Origin of the sequence: Amycolatopsis panacis (assembly GCF_003600245.1) — a bacterium.
Taxonomy (GTDB): Bacteria; Actinomycetota; Actinomycetes; order Mycobacteriales; family Pseudonocardiaceae; genus Amycolatopsis; species Amycolatopsis sulphurea.
Genome location: NZ_QZFV01000119.1, coordinates 1 through 22,448, shown reverse-complemented (window position 1 = coordinate 22,448; position 22,448 = coordinate 1). Strand labels below are relative to the sequence as shown.

Below are 22,448 nucleotides of genomic sequence, written 5' to 3'. Positions count from 1 at the left end.
AGACGTGACTGCATCCGTATTGGGAGCGACCTTGTTTGAAGCAGCCGCGGGCAACCAGCGCAGCTATAGCAGGCGCGGGTTCCTGTCCCTCGCCATGGCAAGCGGCGTTGCACTGACCGCGAGCGGCTGCGGGCTGCTCGGCGGGTCGGACGACTCCGGCAGCACCGGCGGCGGCTCCGGGCTGGAGAAGCCGAAGATCAAGGTCTCCATCATGCCGACGATCGACGTGGCCCCGTTCCACCTCGCGGTACAGAACGGTTACTTCCAGCAAGAGGGCCTCGAAGTCGAGGCGGTGAACGCGGCCAGCGGCGGGGCTTCGCTGCAGAAGCTGCTCGCCGGCGAGGTCGACATCGCCTACGGCAGCTACACCCCGTTCTTCATCGCCAAGAGCAAGAGCAACGCCGACATCAAGTTCATCTCCGATGCCTCTTCGGCAGGTCCGAAGAGCACCGAGGTGGTCGCGCTGCCGAACGGCCCGGTGAAGAGCGTGCACGACCTGGCGGGCAAGAAGATCGCGATCACCGCGGCCGACACCATCTGCGACACCCTGACCAAGTCCGTGATGCGCGACAACGGCGTGGACTACTCCGGGGTGAAGTGGGTGCCGATCGGATTCCCGCAGATCGGCGCGGCCGTCAAACGCGGCGACGTGGACGCGGGCTTCCTCACCGAGCCGTTCATCACCCAGTCCGCCAAGGCCGACGGCACGGTGGAGATCATCGACGCCGCGACCGGCGGTACCAAGGACTTCCCCACCGCCGGCTACGCCTCGCTGGGCAAGTTCGCCTCCGGCAGCCAGAAGACCGTGGCCGCCTTCCAGCGCGCGATGCTCAAGGCCACCAAGGAATCCGCGGACCGCTCGAAGATCGAGCCGCTGCTGGTCAAGTTCTCCAAGGTGGACCAGGACATCGCCGCGCTGACCAAGCTGCTCACCTTCCAGTCCACATTGGACGCCCGGCGGCTGCAGCGGGTACCGGACCTGTTGCAGCAGTTCCAGTCGATCCCGGCGAAGATCGACGTGGCCACGATGATCGTCCCGCAGGCGAGCGCATCCTGACGTGCGAGTAGTCCGCAACCTGACCGGAGTGCTCGGCTTCCTGCTGATCTGGGAAGCCATCGTGCGCTTCGGCTGGGTCGCACAGACCGATCTGCCGCCGCCCACCGTGGTGTTCGCGCGGATCGGGGAGCTGCTCGGGGACACCGGCTTCACCCGCGACGTGGTGGCCTCGGTACTGGCCTGGCTGATCGCGATGGCGATTTCGATCGTCCTCGCGGTACCGGCCGGGCTGATGCTGGGCAGCGTGCGCTGGCTGCGTGAGGCGACCAGGGCGATCGTCGAGTTCCTGCGGCCGATCCCTTCGGTGGCGCTGATCCCGCTGGTGCTGATCGTCATCGGCGGCGGCCCGGAGGCGAAGATCTCCCTGGCCGTCTACGCCTCGGTGTGGCCGATCCTGTTCAACACCATCTACGCGATGGCCGAGGTCGACCCGCTGCTGGTGGAGACCGCCCGCAGTTACGGCACCCCACCGTCACGGATCCTCGGCTCGGTGCTGCTGCCGCATGCCGCGCCGTTCGTGTTCACCGGGATCCGGATGGCCTCCGCGATCGCGCTGATCCTGGTGATCAGCACGGAATTCCTGGCCGGCGCGAAGCTCGGCATCGGGCAGTTCGTGCTGGAGGCGAGTTCATCGAGCAACCGGATGGACCTGGTGCTGGCCGGCACGGTGGTCGCCGGGGTGCTCGGCTTCCTGGTCAACGAGGGGCTGGAACGGCTGGGGCGCAGGCTGTTCCACTGGAACAGCACCGACGAAGGAGCCACCGCGTGAGCGTGCTGGGCAAGCCGGCCACGGCCGGCGTCCGGGGCCGGGTGCGCAGCGGGCTCGGCGGATTCGCGCGCAAGTGGCTGTTGTTCGTGCTGCTGGTGCTGGTGTGGGAACTGGTGACGCAGCTCAACGAGAGCGTGTTCTTCCCACCACCGACCAAGATCGCGGCGGCCGCGGCGAAGCTGTGGTTCTCCGGGCCGGGCACGCAGCTGTTCCTCGGCGACGCGGTGTTCGAGCACATCCTGCCCAGCCTCGCCCGGGTGCTCGGCGGCTGGCTGCTGTCGGCCGTGGCCGGCGTCGCACTCGGGACCGCACTCGGCCGTTCGCGCACCGGGATGGACTACGTCGGCCCGCTGTTCGCGTTCTTCCGGGCCATTCCGCCGCCCGCGCTGGTGCCGGTGTTCATGGTGTTGTTCCACATTGGACCGGGCATGCAGATCGCCACCATCATCTTCGGTGCACTGTGGCCGGTCCTGCTGAACACAGTGGACGGTGTGCGCTCGGTGGACAAGGTGAAGGTGGAGACCGCGCGCGCGTTCCGCACGCCGCGGCGATACTGGATCGGCCTGGTGGTGCTGCCCGCGGCACTGCCGAAGATCTTCGCCGGGCTGCGGCTGTCGCTGTCCATCGCGCTGATCCTGATGGCCATCTCGGAGCTGGTCGGTGCGCCGGGCGGCATCGGCTACGCGCTGCTGGCCGCCCAGCGGTCCTTCGACTACGACCAGATGTGGGCGTGGATCGTGCTGCTGGGCATCCTCGGATACGGGTTCAACTCCGCCCTGCTCGCCGTCGAACGGCGGGTGCTCGGGTGGCAGCCCACCCGGGGGACGCCGTGAAGGGTCCCTTCACGGACCCTGAGGCTGTGAAGGGACCCTTCACAGCATTCATGTCGTTTGAGGAAGGGCGGCGAATGTCGACCATGCTTGAGGTCTCCGGGGTCAGCCATCGCTACGGCACCGGGGACACCGCGCACGTGGCGGTGGACAAGCTGACGTTCTCCGTCGACGCCGGGCAGCTCGCCTGCATCGTCGGCCCGTCCGGCTGCGGCAAATCGACGCTGCTGCGGGCGATCGCCGGCCTGCGCCCACCGACCTCGGGCACGGTGCGGCTGCACGGCGACCTGGTGACCGGGGTGCCCGACGACCTCGCCGTGGTGTTCCAGGACTACAGCCGTTCGCTGTTCCCGTGGCTCTCGGTGGTCAAGAACGTCGAATTCCCGTTACGCTGGACCAAAATCGACAAGCAGACCCGGCGGTCGCAGGCCCGCGAAGCGCTGGCGGCAGTCGGCCTGTCCGGGGTCGAGGGCAAGTTCCCCTGGCAGCTGTCCGGTGGGATGCAGCAGCGGGTGTCCATCGCCCGCGCGCTGGCGAGCCGCCCGGCGCTGCTGCTGATGGACGAACCGTTCGCCTCGGTGGACGCCCAGACCCGATTCGACCTCGAAGACCTCCTCCGCCGCGTGCAAGCCGAGCAGGGCACGACGGTTCTGCTGGTCACCCACGACATCGACGAGAGCGTATATCTCGGCGACCGTGTGCTGGTGCTGTCGAAGTCCCCGGCACACATCGTCGCGGACCTCGCGATCGATCTGCCCGCGCAGCGCGACCAGATCACCACCCGGGAATCACCGGAGTTTGTTTCGCTGCGCGGTGAAGTGGCCCGGCTGCTGCACGGCCCGGCCAGCACGGCCCCGGTGCAGCAGGCGAAGGGCTGATCAGAGCCGGGGAAACCACACCGAGACCTCGGCCAGCGCATCGAGGGTGCCGACGTCGAGGTGCCCGGCGACCGTCTCGGCTTCCGCGATGACGAGCGTCCGCTTGTCGATGCGGGAGTCGTAATGGTGCCCCGAGAAGGAGAACCCTGCCAAGCCGAGCGCGGCGGCACCTAACGGCTTGAGGTCACCACTCCCCTGCACCTCCTCCACCTTTTCGCACCCGGTGGCGTCACTCTTTTTCGGAAAACCCACCCGCACGACGGAAATCGCGGCTGCGTTGCCATGACCGTCACCGATTGCGTAGAGAGCGCGATCCAGTGCCGTACACCGATGCCGAGCCAGGTAATCCCGCACCCGGCCAGTGGCGGCGGTGAGGCATTCGGTCTCGTGCCGTACGGCCTGCTTCAGCTGTTTGAGCTTGAACCGGCCGAAGGTCTCGCGCTTGCGCCCGCGCTCCGCGGACTTGCGGGCCTCCGAGGTGCGGGTTTTCAGGCTGCGTCCGGGCAGTGAGTCCACGACGTCACCAGAAACGTTGCCGGGTAACGCTTCCGCGACCGTCCCGGCTTCGATCCCGGCGCCGCCGAGCCCGGCCGCGCTGCCCACGCCGACGACCGAGACCACGGCGACCGCGCCCACGAAGAGCTTCGCCCCGCCGCCTTTCCTTGGCGTGATCGGATATGGACCGTTCGGTCCTTGCCTGAACTCCTGCTTCGCCATATGGCCCCTCCCCTGGACACTGTGGCCGGATCGGCCACGGTAGTCCGGGAGGTCGGCGATGATCAGCCGTTCAGCAGCGGGTCACCCATCCGAGGTAACCCGGCTCACTCCCGAGCGCGCGACTCCGGCCCAGTCTCCTCCGGCCCGATCTCCGGACGGGTACGCACGCCAAGCACCGTCGCGCCGACCAGCTTGCGAGTCGCCAGGTTCCCCATCGGCATGAACGTGCTCGCCTGGATGTCGCGCCACATGCGCTCGAAGGGCAGCGCCTTGGTGTAGGACATGCCGCCCAGCACCTCGACCAGGCGCTGCATCACCTCGACCGCGTTGTTCGCCGCGACGTACTTCACCATCGCGCAGCGGGCCACGCCCTCCTACACGTCGCCGGTGAACAGGCGGCGGCTGGTCACCTCGTCGGCGTGCCGGTGGATCAGGGCGCGGGAGCTTTCCAGCTGGATCTGGCACGCGCCGATCACGTCCTGCAGCACCGGATCCGCCGTCTTGCCGCGCTTGGCCAGGGAACGCACCGTCCAGTCCAGCGCACCCGCGGCGACTCCCGTGTAGACCGCCGAGAACGCCGGCATCGCCCACGCCCACACGGTTTCCAGCACCCGCGCGTCGAGATGCTGCACCGGCAGCGAGTGCACCACCGCGGCGTCCTCGACGAACACCTGGTCCAGCTCGACGTCGTTGCTCTGGGTACCGCGCATGCCCATGGTGTCCCAGGTGCGGTGGATTGTCACGCCGGGCTGGTCGAGCGCGATCTGGCAGAGCAGCAGCCGCGGACCGCCGTCGGCGTCCTCGTGGCGCGCGGTCGTGGAGCAGTGCGTGGCGACCGAGGAGTTGGTGGCGAAGCTCTTTCGCCCGGTCAGCTCGAACCCGCCATCCACCCGGACCGCGCGGGTCCGCGCGTCGGTCAGGTCGTTGGGCAGCCCCGTTTCGCTGGTGATCGACGCCCAGATCAGCTCGCCGTCCACCGCCTTGCGCAGCATCGCCTCCAGCCGCGGCGACTTCGTCCGGCGCCAGATGTTCGACCACTGCCCGAGCGGGGACAGGTGCATGGTGAACGCCAGCGCGGTCGCGCCGTCGCCCATCGCCAGCCGTTCCAGCACCGGCAGGATCTCCGCCAGGCCCGCGCCGAACCCGCCCAGCTCTTCGGGCACCGACAGGCGCAGGAAACCGGCCGCGCGCAGGTCGTCATAATTCTCGTGCGGGAAGGTGTTCTCCCGGTCGTGCCGCGCGGCACGACCGGCGAAGATCTCGGCCAGCTCGCCCGCGCGATCAACCCATTCCCGCTGACTGGATGTGAGGAGTGGCTGCACGCTGTCATCTCAGCAGCCCCCATCCGATCGGGTCAATGCGAGATGATCAGTACAACGTCTCCGGATTCGGATCCACCTTCACGTGCACCAGGCTCGGCCCGTCCGAAGCGAGCGCGGCGGCCAGCGCCGGACGCAAGCCGGCGGGCTGCTCGACGGTCTGTGCCGCGCAGCCCATGCTCCGCGCCAGCTGCGTGAAGTCGATGCCGCCGAGATCGGTGCCCGGCACCTTCCGCCCGCCGGCGGTCTCGCCGAGAATGCGGACCGCGGCGTACTGCCGGTTGTCCAGCACCATGAAGGTGACCGGCAGGTGCTGCTGCGCGGCGGTCCACAGCGCCTGCACGCAGTACATGCTGGACCCGTCGCCGAGCACGGCGACCACCTTGCGGTCCGGACGGCCCAGTGCGGCGCCGACCGCCGCGGGCAGGCCGTAGCCGAGGGTGCCACTCGCGACGGTGAGGAACCCGGTGTCGGTCGCGGTGATCGGCAGCTGATCGTGCAGCTGGTTGCGATGGCTCGGCGTCTCTTCGACCACGATCGCGTTGTCCGGCAACAGTTCCGCCAGTACCGAGTACGCGAAACCCGGGGCGATCGGGGTTGTCGCGGCGGGTTTGGCCACGGGCGCGGGACGGGCGGGCGCGGACCGCTCGCCTGCCGCGACCCGCTCGGTCAGCACCCGGATGGCGTGCCCCGGCGTCGAACGGATCCCAATCCCGGCGTTCGCCCTGGCGAGCACCTGATCGTCGTCGCTGACCAGGTACAGCGGGGGCAGCGGGCGTTCCGGCTCGCCACGGTGGACGTGGTAGGTGAACGCGGGCGCGCCGAGCACCAGCACCAGGTCGTGCTCCCCCAGCGCGGCCGCGACGGCTTTCCGTTCCGGCTGCAGGAAACCGAGGAACAGCCGGTGATCCTCCGGGAACGAGCACCGCGCGGACATCGGCGCCGCCCACACCCCGGCGTTGAGCTTCTCCGCCAGCGCCACGACGTCCGGCACCGCGCCGTCCTGGTCGACACTCGCGCCGACCACCAGCGCCGGCCGCCGCGCCCCGTCCAGCGCGGTCACCAGCCCGTCCAGCGCGGCCGGATCGGGTGCGAACCCGGGCACCCGGTGCCCGGCCGGCAGCGGCATGGTCGCTTCGGCGTCCCAGTCGTCCACCGGAACGGAAACGAACACCGGACCCTGCGGCGCCTGCGTGGCTACGTGGTAGGCCCGCGCGATGGCGGCGGGCACGTCCTGTGCGCGCGCCGGTTCCACGCTCCACTTCACGTACGGCCGCGGGAAGTTCGCCGCCTCCACCGCACCGAGGAAGGGCTCGTCCGGCAGCAGCGAACGGGTCTGCTGACCGGCCAGCACGATCAACGGGGTCCGGTTGCGGTAGGCAGTGAACACGTGGCCGAGCGAATGCCCCACCCCACCTGCGGAATGCAGGTTCACCAGCACCGGTTCACGGGTCGCCTGCGCGTACCCGTCGGCCATCGCGACCACGGCCGACTCCTGCAGTCCGAGCACGTAGGCGAAGTCGTCGGGCCAGTCGGTGAGGAAAGCGATTTCGGTGGTGCCCGGGTTGCCGAACACTGTGGTGAGGCCGAGGTTCCGCAGCAGTTCGCGAGTGGCGTCCCGGACGGTGCGAGTCATCCCCCAACGCTATCCCGGCGGGCGGCCGCGGACACGAACGAGGGCACCGATCAGCTGCCGAGCATGCGGGAAAGCCCTGAGCCCTTGACCGAACCCCAGCCGGTGACCTGGTCGTAGCCGCGGCCGGCGCGGAAACCGGTCTTGCCGTTGAAATCGTTGTTGCCCTTGGTCACGTCGTGGAGGCCGGTGCCGTAGTCCGAACCGTTGCCGATGTCGTAGAACTTCTGGTTCAGGTTGCCGAGCCCACCACCGTGCACCTCGTTCGCCAGCACGGTGAAACCCGCCCACAGCGGGGCCGCACCCGAAGTGCCCTAGGCGTTCTCGGTCCGCCCACCGCTGACCACGGTGTAAGCCGAGCCCTTCGCCGCATCACCGGAGACGTCCGGGTCGGACGAGGGGAAGTCGACTGCCTGGCGCTTGGAACCGTCCTGCCGACCGCAGTCGGTGGCTCCGTCGTCGCCCGCGGCGGCGAAGTGGCTGATGCCCTCCGCGGTACCGGAAGCGATCGCCTTGTCCACGGCGTGCGCCGCCGACGAGTGTTCGGAGGCCTCGCAGGAGCCCCCCGAGATGGACACGACGGAGACCTTCTTGTCCGACGCGATCTGCTGGTACATGGCCAGCTCACCGGCGCTGGAGTTCTCCGCCTCGTAAACGTAGGAGTCGGCCGCCGCGGCCAGCGCGTGCACGACCTCGACGTCCAGGTCGACTTCGCCTTTGGTCCTACCGGCGTGGTGCTTCACGGCGTGGTTGTCGAGGCCGACCACCGATTCGACGACGGTGGAGACCGATTTCGGCAGGGCCGGGGCGCTGTCGTTGGCGAAGAACCTCCGCCCGGTGGCCTCGTCGAGGTAATTGCCGAGTCCGATGTGGAACGTCGATTTCAGCCGGCTCGCGGTGCCGGTGAACGTGATCGACTGCCGGTTGCCGGAAACCTGCGACGAGGCCGGGTTCGGCACATCCGCGAGGAACTGCTGCAGCGCCTGCTGATCGTGTAGTTTCAGCGACAATGCGGCGGTGATCTGTCGACTGCCGTCGACGTCATTGATGCGCGTACTGGAGGTCAGCGGCGCATCATTGCCGGGCAGGAGACCAGCTGATCGGCGTGGGCCACACCGATCAGCGAAAGGCACAGCAACGCCGGCAAGGGGACGGCTGCGGCGACGAATCTGCGCATGCGCATGTCGAAACCTTTCCATGGGGACCGGGGTCGAAACACTCGCACCGTGACCGGAGTTCGGCCACTTTTTTCGAGCATAAGAAGCGAACGGGACCCGAGGAAACTACTTTTGGCGGGCCTTCGCGCTCGGTTAAAGCGACATTCCGCGCCCCACGGATAAATCGACCGTCCCGCTTGCCGGGGGACATTTTTGCCCCCGCCCGGGGTTCAGCCCTTGACCAGCTCGGCCCATTCGCGCACAGCGGCCGGGTCGACCGGTGCGTCCCAGCCACCCCGGCGCACCGCACTGCCCACGTGGAATCCGCGTACGCCACCGGCCCGCAACAGATGCACCTGCTGCGCCCGCAGTCCGCCGCCGACCAGCAGCTCCGGACCGGTCGTACGGCGAACCAGCCGCTGCAGCACCGAAAGGCCGCTGCCGACCCCGTGCGGGCTGCCGGCGGCCAGCACCGTGTCACAGCCGAGTCCGGCCAGCACGTCGCACGCGGCGAACGGGTCCCGCGCCCGGTCGACGGCGCGGTGGAAGGTCCACGGCCGTCCGTCGATCTCCTTCAGCAACACCCGGCAGGCGTCGACGTCCACTTCGGACTCTTCAGTGAGAAAGCCGAAAACGAACTCCCGCGCACCCGCGTCGATCAGCTCGGCGACCCCGGCCCGCAGCCGGTCGAAGGCACCGGCGGCGAACGAGTTCTCCGCCCGCACCATCACCCGCACCGGCAGATCGGTGGCGGCGAGCACCGCGCGCACGGTATCGCCGGACGGGGACAGCCCGTCGGCGGCCATCTCGGCCACCAGTTCCAGCCGGTCCGCACCACCCTCCTGTGCGCGCTCCGCGTCCTCGGCGCTCAGCGCGATCACTTCCAGCAGGGGGGCAGTCGAGCTCATCGGTCTTTCCCGTTCAATCCGAGGGTCGGCGGTCGTCCCCCCTGGCATGCCTGCCACGCCGGAATCCGCCTTGCAGGCTCGTCATCCGTTCGCGTACCGCTTCGGGGGAAAGCGAGAGTATCGGCCGCTGCTCGGGCACCTGCCCGGGGTCCACCGCGCCGGCGGGCCGGAGGAACGGCCAGGTGTCCTCGGCCCGGTTCGCCTGCGCCAGTTCCTCCGGCGTCGGCCACCTGGACGGCTCGGCAGACTCGGCCGCGGCGTCCGGGTCGACCGTGGGGAACGCCACGTTCGCGGACTCGGGCTCCGGGTCGGAGTTCGTTACGGGCAACGGTTCGGCGACCTGCTCCGGCTCCGGCTCGACCGGCACAGCCTCGGGTTCGATCGGCGCCGCCTCCGGCCGGACCGGCGCCGCAGGCTCGACCGGCACCGCGGCAGACGCGACCGGCGTGGCCTCCGGCTCGACCGGCATCGCCACGGACTCGACCGGCGGACCGGGATCGCGGAACGCCTCGAACACCGCGTCCGGCTCCAGCGCCGGCTCCGCTGCCCGCGGCTCTTCCGGCGCCGCGGGCTTTTCCTCCGCCTCGGCAAGCCCGAACCAGCGCGAGAGCACGTCACGATAGGCGGGCATCCGGTCGGTCGGTGCGTCGATTTCGAGGTGCGAAGACACTTTCCCGGGCTCGGGCCACGACGACGGGCTCTCCACCACCGGCGCCCGCCGCGGCGGGCCGGGCTCCAGCACCGGGGTCAGCAGCGGGCCGGGTTCCTCGGGCTCGGCCGGAACGAGCGGGGCGAGCAACTCCGGCTCCGGCGCTGCCGCCGGCTCCTCCGCCGGCGGCAGCGGCGGGGCCTCGACGATCAGCGCCGCGGGCACCACCACGGTCGCGGTCAGCCCGGACTTCTCACCCGGCCGCAGCGAAACACGAATGTCGTGCCGCACGGCCAGGGTCGCCACCACGTACAGGCCCATCCGCCGGGAGACCTCGACGTCGACCTCCGGCGGCTCGGCCAGCCGCGCGTTGGTCCGGTCGATCTCCGCCTGCGGCATTCCGGCGCCGCGGTCGGTGATCTCGATCCGCCAGTCGCCCTGCCCGGCCCATGCGCTGTGCACGGTGACCGCGGTCGTGGCACCGGAGTAGCGCGTGGCGTTCTCCAGCAGTTCGGACACCACGTGCACGAGGTCGTTGACCGCCGCCCCGCGCACCGCCAGGGTGGGCGCCGGGCCGAGTTCGATCCGCTGGTAATCCTCCACTTCGGACACTGCCGCGCCGATGATCTCGTCCGCGACCACCGGTCCGGAGTCCTCGCGTTCGAGATCGGTACCGGAGAGCACGAGCAGGTTCTCGCTGTTGCGCCGCATCCGGGTGGCCAGATGGTCCAGCTCGAACAGCCCGCCCAGGGTCTCCGGGTCCTGCTCGCCCGCCTCCATCCGGTCGAGCACCGACAGCTGCCGCTCGACCAGATCCTGGCTGCGCTGCGAGAGGTTCACGAACATCGCGTTGACGTTCTCGCGCAGCATCGCCTGTTCCGCGGCCAGCCGCACCGCCTCGCCGTGCACCGCGTCGAACGCGCGCGCGACCTGACCCACCTCTTCCCTGGTGAACACCGGCACCGGCGCGACCGCCGCGCGGTGGCGGAGATTCTCCGGCCCCGGATCGGGTTCGGTGAGCAGCCGCTGCACGGCTTCGGGCAGCCGGTGGTCGGCCACCTCCAGCGCGGTGCGCCGCAGCACACGCAACGGCCGCAGCAGCGACCGGCCGATGATCACCGAAAGCACCCCGGCGACCAGCAGCACGGCCAGCACGATGCCGCCGTCCCAGATCGTCGACGTGCGGGCGCGGGCGGCGAGCGTGTCGGTCTGCTCCTGCAGCTGAACGAGCAACGCCTGCTGCACCTGGTGGGCCAGATTGACCGTGTAGGTCGCCGCGGTGTCCCACCGGTCCGCGTCCAGCCCGGTCAGCGGCTGGTTGTTCTCCGCGCGGATCAGCGCCGATTCGACCATGTCGTTGCCGATGTCCACGACGAGGCCGAGCACCGTGTCGTCGTACATCCGCTGCTGGTCGGCGGTGGCGAAGGTGCGGTAGTCGTTGCGGGCGGCGGCCAGTTCGGCCTCGGCGCCCAGCAGCGAGCGGGTGCGGTCGCGGTTGAGCGTGCCCTGGGTGATCGCCTCGGCCAGCACCGCCCGCTTCACCGACATCTGGTCCTTGATCCGGGCCAGCGCGTTGCCGGCCAGCCGCAGCCGGGCCAGCGCCCCGTTCGAAACGTCCGCCGCGGCGGTGTCACTGATGTCGAGCAGACCGGAGATCAGCTCGCTGTAGGACCGGAGCACGGCGTCGGCCGGGAAGGCGGAGTGCTCGGAGGAATAGCGGAGGCCGCCCAGCACGCGCAGCCGGTCCTGACTCTGCTGCAGGCTGGACACCGCGGTGACGTCGAGGCGGGAGCGGCTGTCGGCGAAGGCCCGCTCGAATGCGCCGATCGACTGATCCACCCGGTTGCGCTGGGTGGCAAGCCCGGTCGTGGCGCCCTTGCGGTCGGCGGCCACGAAACGCACCGTGACATCGCGTTCGCGCTGCAACTGGTGCACGGCTTCGGCGACGGTGGCGTCCACCCGGCTGCGCGCGGCGAACTCGGCCAGCTGCTGTGCGTCGCTCAGATCGCCGTCGATCCGCTGGCCGACCAGCAGCACCACGGCCAGCGCCGGGATCAGCAGGACCGCGAAGAGCTTGGTGCGCAGATGCCAGTTGCGCAGGCGCCACTGGCCGCGGACCTCGCGGAAAGCAGGATCCGTCGCGTCGCCCGATCGGGGACGCTGGTCGCGACGGGTCACCTGTGCTTCCTTTTCACCGCGGGACCCCTACCCACGGACGTCATCGAGGGTTTCCGAGCTCTAACTACCGGAGAGTAGGGTCCCGGCACGGATCGGGAAACCACCCTGGCGGGGGTGCGGCCCTGTCGGGGATCGTATGGGCAGCGGCCCATACGATCCAGCAGCAGGCAGAGATTCTCCTGGCAGGTGCGAGATATGAAGGTGATCGGCCCGGCGTTTGCGCTGGTAGCGGTACTTCTGGCGAGCGCAGGTTGCGGAATGTTCGGATCCGGTGACAGTCCGCAACCACCTCCTCCCGAACGGGCGACACTGCGCGTGGGGGTGGCCGATCCGATCGACACCGCGCCGTTGCGGATCGCGGCGGTGGCCGGGAAGTTCCGGCAAGCCGGCCTGAACATCGAACTGGTCGACCTGGGCACCACGGACGGTGTGGCGAAGCTGAGCGCCGGCGAGGTGGACGTGACCTTCGCCAGCGACGTCTCGCTGTTCCACGCGGCCGCCGGCGGGACCGCCCTCCAGATGCAGGGCGAGGCCTACACCTCCAGCAGCAACACGATCGCCCTGGTCACCCTGCCCGGCTCCGACTACGCGGAGCCCACCGCGAAGAAGACACCACGGATCGCGGTCGACAACCAGGGCGACATCTGCGCGCTGACGGCCCGCTCGGTGCTCGCGACCGCGGGCGTCGACCCGGCGAAGATCCGCCTGCAGGCAAGCCCGTTTTCGCAGATGCCGCAGCTGTTACAGGCCGGACAGGCGGACGCGGCGGTGATGGTGGAACCGTTCATCACCCGGGCGGAGAAGGAGCTGGGCGCGCAGATCCTGGTCGACGGTTCGAGCGGAGCCACGCTCGACTTCCCATCATCGGGCTACGCATCGACCGGCGCGTTCGCCGCGGCCAACCCGCGTACCCTCGCCGCGTTCCGGCGGGTGCTCACCCAGGCCCAGCTCGCCGCAGCGGATCCCGCGACGGTCCGCGACGCGCTGCCGTCGTTCTCCGACATCGACCAGACCACCGCGGCGTTGATCTCCCTCGGCAGCTACCCGACCACTCTGTCGGCCACCCGGCTGCAACGCGTGGCCGACCTGATGCACAGCTCCGGCCTGATCCCGAACCGGCTCGACGTACAAGCGATGCTGCCCGCAGAGGACCAGCAGTAGCTAAATGTTCTTGCCGACCGGCTTAAGGCACACCGTGCGCACGGGCGGACCGGCGTACACCAGAGGCGTGCCGTCTTGGCCACAAGCCTTATCGGACTTTTGCCCCGCGTGGACTTCGGCGCGTGCTTCGGCGCTCGCGTCGCTGCACGCGACCTTGCTGATGGACGTCTCGTCGGCGACTCCGCGCAAACACTCGCCATTCGACACGTTCAGCGCCAGGCACAACGTTTCCTGCGGCGTACGCAACGTACGCGCGGAGCCGTAGATCTCGAACCGCACGTAGTCCTGACCCTCGCAGCTGGAGCGGCCACGCACGACGTTGTCGACCCGGTAGGAAGCACGGCTGTCCGAGCAGTCCGCCCCGTGGTAGCTCTGCGTGTCCGCGCCAGCGTCGCTGAGGTAGAGGCAGCTGCCCGCGACCGGCGGACCGGCCGAACGCACGATGCCGGCGACGCCGAACGCGGCGAGCACCCCGAGCCCGACCGCGAGCACGACTGCCCCCGCGATGAGGCCCTTCACCTTGCCGGACACCCCCGGCGGCCGGATCGGCGCAGGGGGCGGCGACCGCGGCGGCTCGAACGGATTCGAAGCCGGCGGCACGCCGAACGGTGGTGTGGTCACTGGGGCTCCTCCGGGCTCGACCTGGTGACCATCTTGGCATCCCCGCGGAGCGGCCCGGCGGGGAACGTATAAAGGACAGGTGACCGATGGCCCCTTGATCGTTCAGTCCGACAAGACCGTGCTACTCGAAGTCGACCACGCCCGCGCCGACGACGCACGGATCGCGATCGCCCCGTTCGCCGAGCTCGAACGGGCACCCGAGCATGTGCACACCTACCGGATCACGCCGCTGGCACTGTGGAACGCGCGAGCCGCCGGGCACGACGCCGAGCAGGTGGTGGACGCGCTCACCACGTACTCGCGGTTCCCGGTGCCGCAGCCGCTGCTGATCGACGTGGTGGACGTGATGGGCCGGTTCGGCCGGTTGCAGATCGCCAACCACCCGGCGCACGGCCTGGTCATGGCCACCACCGATCGCGCGGTGCTGGAAGAAGTCGCCCGGCACAAGAAGATCAGCCCGATGCTGGGCGCGCGGATCGACCAGGACACCGTGGTCGTGCACCCGTCCGAACGCGGACGGCTCAAGCAGGCGCTGCTGAAGGTCGGCTGGCCCGCCGAGGACTTCGCCGGATACGTGGACGGCGAGGCGCACCCGATCGCGCTGGAGGAGAACGACTGGGAGCTGCGCGACTACCAGCGCAAGGCGGCCGAGGCGTTCTGGGCGGGCGGCTCTGGCGTCGTCGTGCTTCCTTGTGGGGCGGGCAAGACTCTGGTCGGCGCGGCCGCGATGGCACATGCGAAGGCGACCACGCTGATCCTGGTGACCAACACCGTCGCCGGGCGGCAGTGGAAGCGCGAACTGGTGGCGCGGACTTCGCTGACCGAGGACGAGATCGGCGAGTACTCCGGGGAGAAGAAGGAGGTCCGGCCGGTCACCATCGCCACGTACCAGGTGGTCACACGCAAGCAGAAGGGCGAGTACAAGCACCTCGAACTGTTCGACACCAGGGATTGGGGCCTGGTCGTGTACGACGAGGTGCACCTGCTGCCCGCCCCGGTGTTCCGGATGACCGCCGACCTGCAGTCCCGCCGCCGCCTCGGCCTCACCGCGACGCTGGTGCGCGAGGACGGCCGCGAAGGCGACGTGTTCTCCCTGATCGGCCCGAAGCGCTACGACGTGCCGTGGCGCGACATCGAGGCGCAGGGCTGGATCGCTCCCGCCGAGTGCACCGAAGTCCGGGTCACCCTGACCGAATCGGAACGCCTGTCCTACGCCACCGCGGAGGCGGACGAGCGGTACAAGCTGGCGGCCACCGCGATGACCAAGCTCCCGGTGATCCGGTCCATTGTGGACCGTCATCCGGACGAACCGACCCTGGTCATCGGCGCCTACCTGGACCAGCTGGAGATGCTCGGCGCGGAACTGGAGGCCCCGGTGATCCAGGGCGCGACCCGCAACAAGGAACGCGAGGAGCTGTTCGACCGCTTCCGCCGTGGCGAACTGCGCACCCTGGTGGTGTCGAAGGTGGCGAACTTCTCGATCGACCTGCCGGAAGCGTCGGTGGCCATCCAGGTCTCCGGCACGTTCGGGTCCCGCCAGGAAGAGGCCCAGCGTCTCGGCCGGCTGTTGCGCCCCAAGGGAGACGGCCGGCAGGCACACTTCTACTCGATCGTCTCCCGGGACACTGTGGACACCGAGTACGCCGCACACCGCCAGCGCTTCCTGGCGGAGCAGGGCTACGCCTACCACATCGTCGACGCGGAGGACTTGCGCCGGCCGCTGTGATCGGCTGGGCGATGACTCAGGGCTCACCGTTGTTCCCTTCTCCCCTGTGGATGTAGGGCGCGACCGTGGGGCTTCGGGGGCCGCACACGGTCGTCGCGCTGCCATGATCCGGCCGCGCGTCGCCTTTCTTGACCGCACTCTGCCGCACGCCGCATCCCCACCGCATCACTCGTTCAGCCCAACTCCTCGACCTCGTCGCCCCTTTGACCCCACACGCCCCACAAACCCCATCGACCTGCGGTTTTGCGGATTCACTCGAACGGATGATCGACCAAACCCCTGGAAATTGTCGGCGTCTCGAACTACTGTTCGAAGTGCAGGACGCCGAACACCAGTTCGAGGGGAAGCTCATGACGATCGCACCGTTCCACCCCGAGGCCGGGGCACCGCCGGTCCCGGCGTTGCCGACACTGCCGCCCTTGCCGCCGGGGCGGTGGCACGGACGGATCTGGGTATCCGCCGAACCGCTCGCCCGGCCACAGCGGTATCTGGAATGCGTCGCGGAATTCGGCCGGTCGGGGTTGTGGCCGGTGCTGATCCCACCCGACCAGCGGTTCACCGCACGCGGCGAGGACTGGCTCGACGATCGCGGCCGGCTCGCACCCGCCGGGCACCACATCGACTCCGCCGAGCCCGGGGAAGTACTCGCGCGGTGGTGGGACTCGTCCTGCTGCGAGGGTGCCTGCCTGCGCCCGTTCGGCGCCCGTTTCCCCGGACTCGCCCGGCGTTCGCACCGCCGCAGCGACCCTCTCGCCGAGGCGGGCAACACCGGCACCGTCCACGCCACACGCACACCGCATCGGCTCGGGCTGGTGCAGGCCGACCGCCCGGCTGATGTGCCCGCCCTGATCGGCTGGACCGGCATGAGCAAGTCCACCGACCGGGTCGCCGAACTCTCCGCGGTACTCCGCAGCTGGGAAGACCGCTTCGGCGCCACCCTCGTCACGCTCGGCTTCGACGCGCTGGAGCTGTCCGTCTCCGCCCCACCCCGCACGCAGGCCCGCGCGCTGACCGTCGCCGCCGAGCACCGCGCCTTCAGCCTGCCGACCTACCTCGCCCAGCCCGGCACCCTGCGCGAGTACGCCGGCACCCTCATCCGCACCCGCCGCTGGCGATTCTCCTGGGCCTGACCAGCCCGCCACAGACCACAGAGCCGAAAAGATGAGACACAGACCCCCACACTTCGGACGCCTGTCCCAACCCCTGGTACGGATGTCCGGAAAACGACCACGCGGACGCGTTTACCGCAACCACCCCCACGGAAAATCCGGGAGAAGACCACCCGCCGCCACCGGGTCCCTTGGCCCACCGCCGCCGCACACCACATCCCGGCACCGCAACAAGACCACCCGCCCTTGCTGCTTCCTGCCTCATTCCATCCACAATGGACGAGATCGCCGCCCTCACCAGCGGCGCAGCACCGATCGCCGACACCTGGCTGTCCCCGCTGTCCGGAACGAATCCGCCACACAGTGAGCGCACAGCGAGCGCCATCCGATTGGCTGGGGCAGCGGCACAGGTGGTCTGCCTGTCGTCGCTGGGGGTCGGCAGACAGATCACCTGCACCCAGCACGCGCTGGGGCCTCTCCCGGCCGCGCGGTGGGCCGATCAGCGGGCAGCTGCCGCCCAACGGCACCACCTGGCCCCTGGCCCGCACCTCGGCCGGGCGGAGCACCCGGAAGTCCATCGATCCCATTGCGCGGTCCGACGGGCCGGACCGCGTCCGGGTTCCGCGATGGCATGATCGGCGGTCATGCGGGTTTACGCGCTGCCGTTGAAAAACCGGTTCCGGGACATCACCGTGCGTGAGGGTGTGCTGCTGCACGGGCCTACCGGATGGGGCGAGTTCTGCCCGTTCGCGGACTACTCGGACATCGAGAGTGTGCCCTGGCTCACATCCGCGCTCGAAGCGAGCGAACAAGGCTGGCCCGCCGCGGTCCGGGACCGGATCGAAGTGAACACCACCGTCCCGATCGTCCCGCCGGAACGCGCATACGAGCTGGTCCGCGCCTCCGGCTGCCGCACCGCGAAGGTCAAGGTCGCCGACAAACGCGCGACCCTCGCCGAGGACTGTGCCCGCTTGGAGGCGGTCCGCGACGCGCTCGGCCCGGCCGGCGCGATCCGCGTCGACGCCAACGCCGCCTGGGACGTGAACACCGCGGTGCACGCCCTCGGCGAACTGGACCGCGCGGCGGGCGGCCTGGAATACGCCGAACAACCCTGCCCCACCATCGACGATCTCGCCGCGGTCCGGCGCCGGGTGTCCGTGCGCATCGCCGCCGACGAATCGATCCGGCGGGCCGAAGACCCGCTGAAGGTGGCCGTCGCCGGCGCCGCCGATATCGCCGTGCTGAAGGTCGCGCCGCTGGGTGGAGTACGCCGCGCGCTCGAAGTCGCCGACGCGTGCGGGCTGCCGTGCGTGGTGTCCTCGGCGGTGGAGACGAGTGTCGGCCTCGCCGCCGGGCTGGCACTCGCGGGCGCGCTGCCCGAGCTGGACTTCGCCTGCGGCCTCGGCACGATGTCGTTGCTGCAGGGGGACGTCAGCACCGCCACACTGTCCCCTGTGGACGGTTACCTGCCGGTGCTGCCGACCGCGCCGGAACCGGATGCGTTCGCCTCGTTCGCCGCTTCCGCCGAAGTGACCCGCGCCTGGCAGGACCGATTGGGGCGGGTGCGTTCGGCAGCGGGCCGGTAGCCTGCTCAGCCGAGCCAGCGCCGGGTGACCGCGGCGTACGTCCCGTCCTCGCGGATCGTCCGCAGCCAGCCGTTCACGTAGCCCAGCAGCAGCCCGGGCCCGTGGGGCAGCAGGTACGCCTTTTCGTCGTCGGTGAACGGATGGTCCGGGTGCACCGCGCAGAGCTGCGGATGCTGCCGGGACTGCCAGCGGGTCTCGGACGCATCGGTGATCATCAGATCGGCCCGGCCGGCCAGCAGCTCATCGAAGATCGTGTTGTTGTCCGGATGGCCCAGCATGGTGGCCTGATGCAGCCGGGTACGCGCGAACTTTTCGTTGGTACCGCCGGGATTCACCACGACCCGAACCCCTGGACGGTCGATCTGCGCCAAGGTCCCGAACCGCGCGACGTCCGCGCAGCGGACGATCGGTGTCTTGCCGTCGCGCTGATACGGCGTGCTGTAGGTGGCCAGCCGGGCTCGCTCCGCGGTCACCGAGATCCCGCCCATCGCCAGGTCACAGCGGTGTCCGACGTCCCCGGCCAGGCGCGCCCAGGTGGTCTGGACCAAGACCGGCCGGAGACCGAGCCGATGCGCAAGGTCCCCGGCGAGGTCGAAATCGATCCCGCTCCACCGGCCCGCCGGGTCGCGGTAGGTGAACGGCCGATAGTCGCCCGTGCTGCACACCCGCAGCTCACCGCGGGCGAGCACCGTGTCCGCCGGACCGGGTTCGGCGCGCGTGGCCGCGGACGCCGTGGCGAACCCGAACACCGCGAGCAGCGCGACCACCAGCGCGACGATCTTCATCCGGCCATCCTGCCCGGCCGGCCGTTCCAGGGGATCTCAGGGTCGCGGGCCAGGGCCTTCTCCGGGCTCTTCCCGGATGTGCCGGGGGTGCCCGATGCCGCAGCATTATCGGCATGACGAGCCCGACGGAGACCATCCACCAGCCGCAGACCAAGAAGCTCTACCGCAGCCGGACCGACCGGATGATCACCGGGGTCTGCGGCGGATGGGCCGACTACCTCGGCGTGGACCCGGCGATGGTGCGTATTGCCACGGTCGCCGCCACCGCGCTCACGGCCGGGTTGATGATCCCGGTCTACCTCGCCGCCGTCCTCCTGACGCCGGAGGCCTGAGCCTGCCGGGCCCGGACGCGGAGGGGGCGACCGGGCCCGGCGGAACGCGGGTTCCGGCCTCGTGCCGGACGGGGGCCCGCGTCCCTCAGCCCCGGAATCGGTCCTCGCGGCCCGGCAGCACGAACTGCCTGCCTGGTCCCTCGTGCTGCGGGGTTCGGCGCGAGACGCGCCGACGACGGGGATCGCCCCGCCGGTGGTGACCCGTCGGCGGGGCGGTAGCCGCGATCCGCGGCGTGACTGCGACGCGGATGTCCTGGACGAGGGGATCCAGGGCACCCGCGCAGGAGCCACGTTTCCCGGGCCGCGGGACCGAAAACGCGGCGACGGTCGTAGCCGCGGTTATGCGGGCGTGGCCCGCTGTGCCAGTGGCCTGGGTTAGGGGGAACCAGGGCATTTGTACAGCGGGCCACGCATCACGGACCGCAGGATCAGCCCCAGGAAACGCAGCAGCAGCCCGCGTTTGCGGGGCATGACCCGTGCCTGGGCTAGGGGAACCAAGGCACTTTTACAGTGGGCCACGAACCGTAGGACCGGACCCGGGAACGCAGCGACAGCCCACGTTTGCAGGGCATGACCCATCGCGCGAATGGCCTGGAAACGTTGGCGCGTCCACCGTCATGCTGGCGCACCGTTCCCCGCGAACGGCCTCAGCAAAGGGAACGCGGGAAACGCAGCGGCAGCCCGCACTCGCGCCGGTGTGCCCGCCCGACACCGCCGGCCGCAGCAACGGGGAGACAACCGCCGGAAACGGGCGAAGCCCGGCCCACCGAACAGGTGGACCGGGCTTCGCCGGGGTGATGCGGCCGAACTCAGAAGTCCATGCCGCCCATGCCGCCGGACGGGTCGGCCGGGGCCGCAGGGGCCTTCTCTGGCTTGTCCGCCACGACCGCTTCGGTGGTCAGGAACAGCGCCGCGATGGACGCGGCGTTCTGCAGCGCGGAACGGGTGACCTTGGTCGGGTCCGGCACGCCGGCCGCGAGCAGGTCCTCGTACACGCCGGTGGCGGCGTTCAGGCCGTGGCCCTGCGGCAGGCCCTTGACCTTCTCCGCCACGACGCCGCCCTCGAGACCGGCGTTGATCGCGATCTGCTTGAGCGGGGCCTCGACGGCCACCTTGACGATGTTGGCACCGGTGGCCTCGTCGCCCTCGAGCTTCAGGCCCGCGAACGCGGCCTCGGCGGCCTGGATCAGGGCCACGCCACCACCGGCGACGATGCCCTCTTCCACGGCGGCCTTGGCGTTGCGCACCGCGTCCTCGATGCGGTGCTTGCGCTCCTTGAGCTCGACCTCGGTCGCGGCACCGGCCTTGATGACGGCGACGCCGCCGGCCAGCTTCGCGAGCCGCTCCTGCAGCTTCTCGCGGTCGTAGTCGGAGTCCGAGTTCTCGATCTCCGCGCGGATCTGGTTGACGCGACCCTGGATCTGGTCGGCGTCGCCCGCGCCCTCGACGATGGTCGTCTCGTCCTTGGTGATGACGGCCTTGCGCGCGCGGCCGAGCCACGACAGGTCCGCCTTGTCCAGGCTGAGGCCGACCTCTTCCGAGATGACCTGGCCACCGGTCAGGATCGCGATGTCCTGCAGGATGGCCTTGCGGCGGTCACCGAAGCCCGGGGCCTTGACGGCGACGGACTTGAAGGTGCCGCGGATCTTGTTGACCACCAGGGTCGCCAGGGCCTCGCCCTCGACGTCCTCGGCGATGATCAGCAGCGGCTTGCCGGACTGGATGACCTTCTCCAGCAGCGGCAGCACGTCCTTGACGTTGGCGATCTTGGAGCCGAAGAGCAGGACGTACGGGTCCTCCAGCTCGGCTTCCTGACGCTCGGGGTCGGTGACGAAGTAGCCGGAGATGTAGCCCTTGTCGAAGCGCATGCCCTCGGTGAGCTCCAGCTCGAGCCCGAAGGTGTTGCTCTCCTCGACGGTGACGACGCCTTCCTTGCCGACCTTGTCCAGCGCCTCGGCGATCAGCTCGCCGATGGTGCGGTCCGCGGCGGAGATCGAGGCGGTGGCCGCGATCTGCTCCTTGGTCTCGATCTGCACGGCAGCCTTGTGCAGCTGCTCGGTGACGGCCTCGACGGCCGCCTCGATGCCGCGCTTGAGGCTGATCGGGTCGGCACCCGCGGCGACGTTGCGCAGGCCCTCGCGCACGAGCGCCTGGGCCAGCACGGTGGCGGTGGTGGTGCCGTCACCCGCGACGTCGTCGGTCTTCTTGGCAACTTCCTTGACGAGCTCGGCCCCGATCTTCTCCCACGGGTCCTCGAGCTCGATCTCCTTGGCGATGGAGACACCGTCGTTGGTGATCGTCGGCGCGCCCCACTTCTTTTCGAGCACGACGTTCCGGCCCCGCGGGCCGAGGGTCACCTTGACGGCTTCGGCGAGGGTGTTCAAGCCGCGCTCAAGACCGCGGCGGGCGTCCTCGTCGAACGCGATCAGTTTGGCCATTGCGGTGTGGTCCTCCGGTATTGGGCGCCACCGCCGCACTGTTTCCAGGGGCGGCAGCAGGACACGTCCTCGGCCAGGCTCGGTGCCCGCGACGGACGACCGACCGGATGGTCAGCCTCACCGTCCCGGCCTTCAGGCGGGCGATCGGTGACCGCCGCCTGGCACTCGACGGCGTCGAGTGCCAATGCCGTGTTTAGCACTCTCCCCGGGCGAGTGCAAGGAGCCCAGGTCAGTGCCCTGCGTCGTTCGCCCGAACAGCTGCACGGCAGGCCCCGCTTAAGGCTGTGAAGGGTCCCTTCACCGCCGCTGAGTCCAGGGTGTCGGCAAAGTTGGTCGGGGACCCGGCAGTGGGCGTTGCGGAGGTGTGTGTGCGACCACCTCGTGGCGTGCGCCGGACCGGTTTCGGGTCCGTGAAGGGACCCTTCACGGACTCTGATAGGGCTTTGTTATGGGGGTAGTTCTCGTTGGCAGAGGGCGCAGGCCCCGGTCCAGCATGTGAGCAGGTTCTGCAGGAGCAGGGCGACCTGTCCGAGTGTCAGGCCGGGGCCGCGTTTTTTACTGTGCGGGCGCGGTATTCGGTGAGGAACAGCAAGGC

The 22,448-nt window shown here is 69.8% G+C and carries 20 protein-coding genes; 9 read left to right on the top strand and 11 right to left on the bottom strand.

Annotated features, from left to right (window positions below; all coding sequences use genetic code 11):
• Positions 1 to 94: 94 nt before the first annotated feature.
• The 4 genes from D5S19_RS25520 (at position 95) to D5S19_RS25505 (ending at position 3,534) form a co-directional block, all read left to right on the top strand.
• Positions 95 to 1,057 carry an ABC transporter substrate-binding protein gene (locus D5S19_RS25520; RefSeq protein ID WP_120025933.1) on the top strand — a complete coding sequence of 321 codons (963 nt, stop codon included), beginning with the start codon at positions 95 to 97 and terminating at the stop codon, positions 1,055 to 1,057.
• Position 1,058: 1 nt separating this feature from the next.
• Positions 1,059 to 1,826 carry an ABC transporter permease gene (locus D5S19_RS25515; protein ID WP_120025932.1) on the top strand — a complete coding sequence of 256 codons (768 nt, stop codon included), beginning with the start codon at positions 1,059 to 1,061 and terminating at the stop codon, positions 1,824 to 1,826.
• A gap of 41 nt (positions 1,827 to 1,867) precedes the next feature.
• On the top strand, positions 1,868 to 2,659 hold the full coding sequence (locus D5S19_RS25510) for an ABC transporter permease (protein WP_233574158.1): 792 nt from the start codon (positions 1,868 to 1,870) through the stop codon (positions 2,657 to 2,659).
• A 74-nt stretch (positions 2,660 to 2,733) separates the two neighbouring features.
• Complete coding sequence (locus D5S19_RS25505) at positions 2,734 to 3,534, top strand: ABC transporter ATP-binding protein (RefSeq protein WP_120025930.1); 801 nt, start codon at positions 2,734 to 2,736, stop codon at positions 3,532 to 3,534.
• On the opposite strand, the gene D5S19_RS25500 is transcribed toward D5S19_RS25505, so the two are convergent.
• The 8 genes from D5S19_RS25500 to D5S19_RS25475 all read right to left on the bottom strand — a co-directional run bounded on the left by D5S19_RS25500 (position 3,535) and on the right by D5S19_RS25475 (position 12,095).
• Positions 3,535 to 4,251 (bottom strand): hypothetical protein, encoded by a 717-nt coding sequence (locus D5S19_RS25500; RefSeq protein WP_233574157.1) that lies wholly within the window; start codon positions 4,249 to 4,251, stop codon positions 3,535 to 3,537. It abuts the gene before it with no gap.
• A gap of 104 nt (positions 4,252 to 4,355) precedes the next feature.
• Complete coding sequence (locus tag D5S19_RS33325; RefSeq protein ID WP_233574156.1) at positions 4,356 to 4,619, bottom strand: acyl-CoA dehydrogenase family protein; 264 nt, start codon at positions 4,617 to 4,619, stop codon at positions 4,356 to 4,358.
• A 6-nt stretch (positions 4,620 to 4,625) separates the two neighbouring features.
• The gene (locus D5S19_RS25495) at positions 4,626 to 5,573 is read right to left on the bottom strand and encodes an acyl-CoA dehydrogenase family protein (protein WP_233574155.1); all 948 of its coding nucleotides are present in this window, start codon (positions 5,571 to 5,573) and stop codon (positions 4,626 to 4,628) included.
• 46 nt (positions 5,574 to 5,619) lie between these two features.
• The gene (gene mdlC / locus D5S19_RS25490; RefSeq protein ID WP_120025929.1) at positions 5,620 to 7,206 is read right to left on the bottom strand and encodes a benzoylformate decarboxylase; all 1,587 of its coding nucleotides are present in this window, start codon (positions 7,204 to 7,206) and stop codon (positions 5,620 to 5,622) included.
• A gap of 50 nt (positions 7,207 to 7,256) precedes the next feature.
• Positions 7,257 to 7,478, bottom strand: a complete 222-nt coding sequence (locus D5S19_RS33320; protein ID WP_233574154.1) for a hypothetical protein — start codon at positions 7,476 to 7,478, stop codon at positions 7,257 to 7,259.
• A gap of 39 nt (positions 7,479 to 7,517) precedes the next feature.
• Positions 7,518 to 8,213: a protease pro-enzyme activation domain-containing protein gene (locus tag D5S19_RS33315; protein ID WP_233574153.1), complete on the bottom strand. Its 696-nt coding sequence runs from the start codon at positions 8,211 to 8,213 to the stop codon at positions 7,518 to 7,520.
• Between the two features lie 377 nt (positions 8,214 to 8,590).
• Positions 8,591 to 9,268 carry a copper homeostasis protein CutC gene (locus tag D5S19_RS25480; RefSeq protein ID WP_120025928.1) on the bottom strand — a complete coding sequence of 226 codons (678 nt, stop codon included), beginning with the start codon at positions 9,266 to 9,268 and terminating at the stop codon, positions 8,591 to 8,593.
• 13 nt (positions 9,269 to 9,281) lie between these two features.
• Positions 9,282 to 12,095, bottom strand: a complete 2,814-nt coding sequence (locus D5S19_RS25475) for a sensor histidine kinase (RefSeq protein ID WP_120025927.1) — start codon at positions 12,093 to 12,095, stop codon at positions 9,282 to 9,284.
• A gap of 195 nt (positions 12,096 to 12,290) precedes the next feature.
• Here D5S19_RS25475 and D5S19_RS25470 point away from each other — a divergent pair, with 195 nt between their 5' ends.
• Positions 12,291 to 13,256 carry an ABC transporter substrate-binding protein gene (locus D5S19_RS25470; RefSeq protein WP_120025926.1) on the top strand — a complete coding sequence of 322 codons (966 nt, stop codon included), beginning with the start codon at positions 12,291 to 12,293 and terminating at the stop codon, positions 13,254 to 13,256.
• On the opposite strand, the gene D5S19_RS25465 is transcribed toward D5S19_RS25470, so the two are convergent.
• Complete coding sequence (locus D5S19_RS25465) at positions 13,257 to 13,877, bottom strand: LppU/SCO3897 family protein (protein WP_120025925.1); 621 nt, start codon at positions 13,875 to 13,877, stop codon at positions 13,257 to 13,259.
• A gap of 79 nt (positions 13,878 to 13,956) precedes the next feature.
• Here D5S19_RS25465 and D5S19_RS25460 point away from each other — a divergent pair, with 79 nt between their 5' ends.
• The 3 genes from D5S19_RS25460 (at position 13,957) to D5S19_RS25450 (ending at position 18,298) form a co-directional block, all read left to right on the top strand.
• The gene (locus D5S19_RS25460) at positions 13,957 to 15,603 is read left to right on the top strand and encodes a DNA repair helicase XPB (RefSeq protein ID WP_120025924.1); all 1,647 of its coding nucleotides are present in this window, start codon (positions 13,957 to 13,959) and stop codon (positions 15,601 to 15,603) included.
• A gap of 350 nt (positions 15,604 to 15,953) precedes the next feature.
• Positions 15,954 to 16,733, top strand: coding sequence for a DUF4253 domain-containing protein (locus D5S19_RS25455; RefSeq protein WP_120025938.1), 780 nt, complete (start codon positions 15,954 to 15,956; stop codon positions 16,731 to 16,733).
• Positions 16,734 to 17,356: 623 nt separating this feature from the next.
• Positions 17,357 to 18,298, top strand: coding sequence for an o-succinylbenzoate synthase (locus D5S19_RS25450; RefSeq protein WP_120025923.1), 942 nt, complete (start codon positions 17,357 to 17,359; stop codon positions 18,296 to 18,298).
• 5 nt (positions 18,299 to 18,303) lie between these two features.
• Here D5S19_RS25450 and D5S19_RS25445 read toward each other — a convergent pair whose 3' ends face one another.
• Positions 18,304 to 19,083, bottom strand: a complete 780-nt coding sequence (locus tag D5S19_RS25445) for a transporter substrate-binding domain-containing protein (RefSeq protein WP_120025922.1) — start codon at positions 19,081 to 19,083, stop codon at positions 18,304 to 18,306.
• Positions 19,084 to 19,196: 113 nt separating this feature from the next.
• Between D5S19_RS25445 and D5S19_RS25440 the strand changes: the two genes are divergently transcribed.
• Entirely contained in the window at positions 19,197 to 19,415 is a 219-nt protein-coding gene (locus D5S19_RS25440; RefSeq protein ID WP_120025921.1) for a PspC domain-containing protein, read from the top strand.
• Positions 19,416 to 20,224: 809 nt separating this feature from the next.
• Here the strand turns inward: D5S19_RS25440 and groL are convergent.
• Positions 20,225 to 21,853: a chaperonin GroEL gene (gene groL / locus D5S19_RS25435; protein ID WP_120025920.1), complete on the bottom strand. Its 1,629-nt coding sequence runs from the start codon at positions 21,851 to 21,853 to the stop codon at positions 20,225 to 20,227.
• Positions 21,854 to 22,448 lie beyond the last annotated feature (595 nt).

Bases quoted from the DNA above. Each gene is read 5' to 3' on its own strand.
- D5S19_RS25520 (WP_120025933.1), top strand. From the start codon at position 95: ATGGCAAGCGGCGTTGCACTGACCGCGAGCGGCTGCGGGCTGCTCGGC.
- D5S19_RS25505 (WP_120025930.1), top strand. From the start codon at position 2,734: ATGTCGACCATGCTTGAGGTCTCCGGGGTCAGCCATCGCTACGGCACC.
- D5S19_RS25500 (WP_233574157.1), bottom strand. From the start codon at position 4,251: ATGGCGAAGCAGGAGTTCAGGCAAGGACCGAACGGTCCATATCCGATC.
- mdlC (WP_120025929.1), bottom strand. From the start codon at position 7,206: ATGACTCGCACCGTCCGGGACGCCACTCGCGAACTGCTGCGGAACCTC.
- D5S19_RS25480 (WP_120025928.1), bottom strand. From the start codon at position 9,268: ATGAGCTCGACTGCCCCCCTGCTGGAAGTGATCGCGCTGAGCGCCGAG.
- D5S19_RS25470 (WP_120025926.1), top strand. From the start codon at position 12,291: ATGAAGGTGATCGGCCCGGCGTTTGCGCTGGTAGCGGTACTTCTGGCG.
- D5S19_RS25455 (WP_120025938.1), top strand. From the start codon at position 15,954: ATGACGATCGCACCGTTCCACCCCGAGGCCGGGGCACCGCCGGTCCCG.
- D5S19_RS25450 (WP_120025923.1), top strand. From the start codon at position 17,357: ATGCGGGTTTACGCGCTGCCGTTGAAAAACCGGTTCCGGGACATCACC.
- D5S19_RS25445 (WP_120025922.1), bottom strand. From the start codon at position 19,083: ATGAAGATCGTCGCGCTGGTGGTCGCGCTGCTCGCGGTGTTCGGGTTC.
- D5S19_RS25440 (WP_120025921.1), top strand. From the start codon at position 19,197: ATGACGAGCCCGACGGAGACCATCCACCAGCCGCAGACCAAGAAGCTC.
- groL (WP_120025920.1), bottom strand. From the start codon at position 21,853: ATGGCCAAACTGATCGCGTTCGACGAGGACGCCCGCCGCGGTCTTGAG.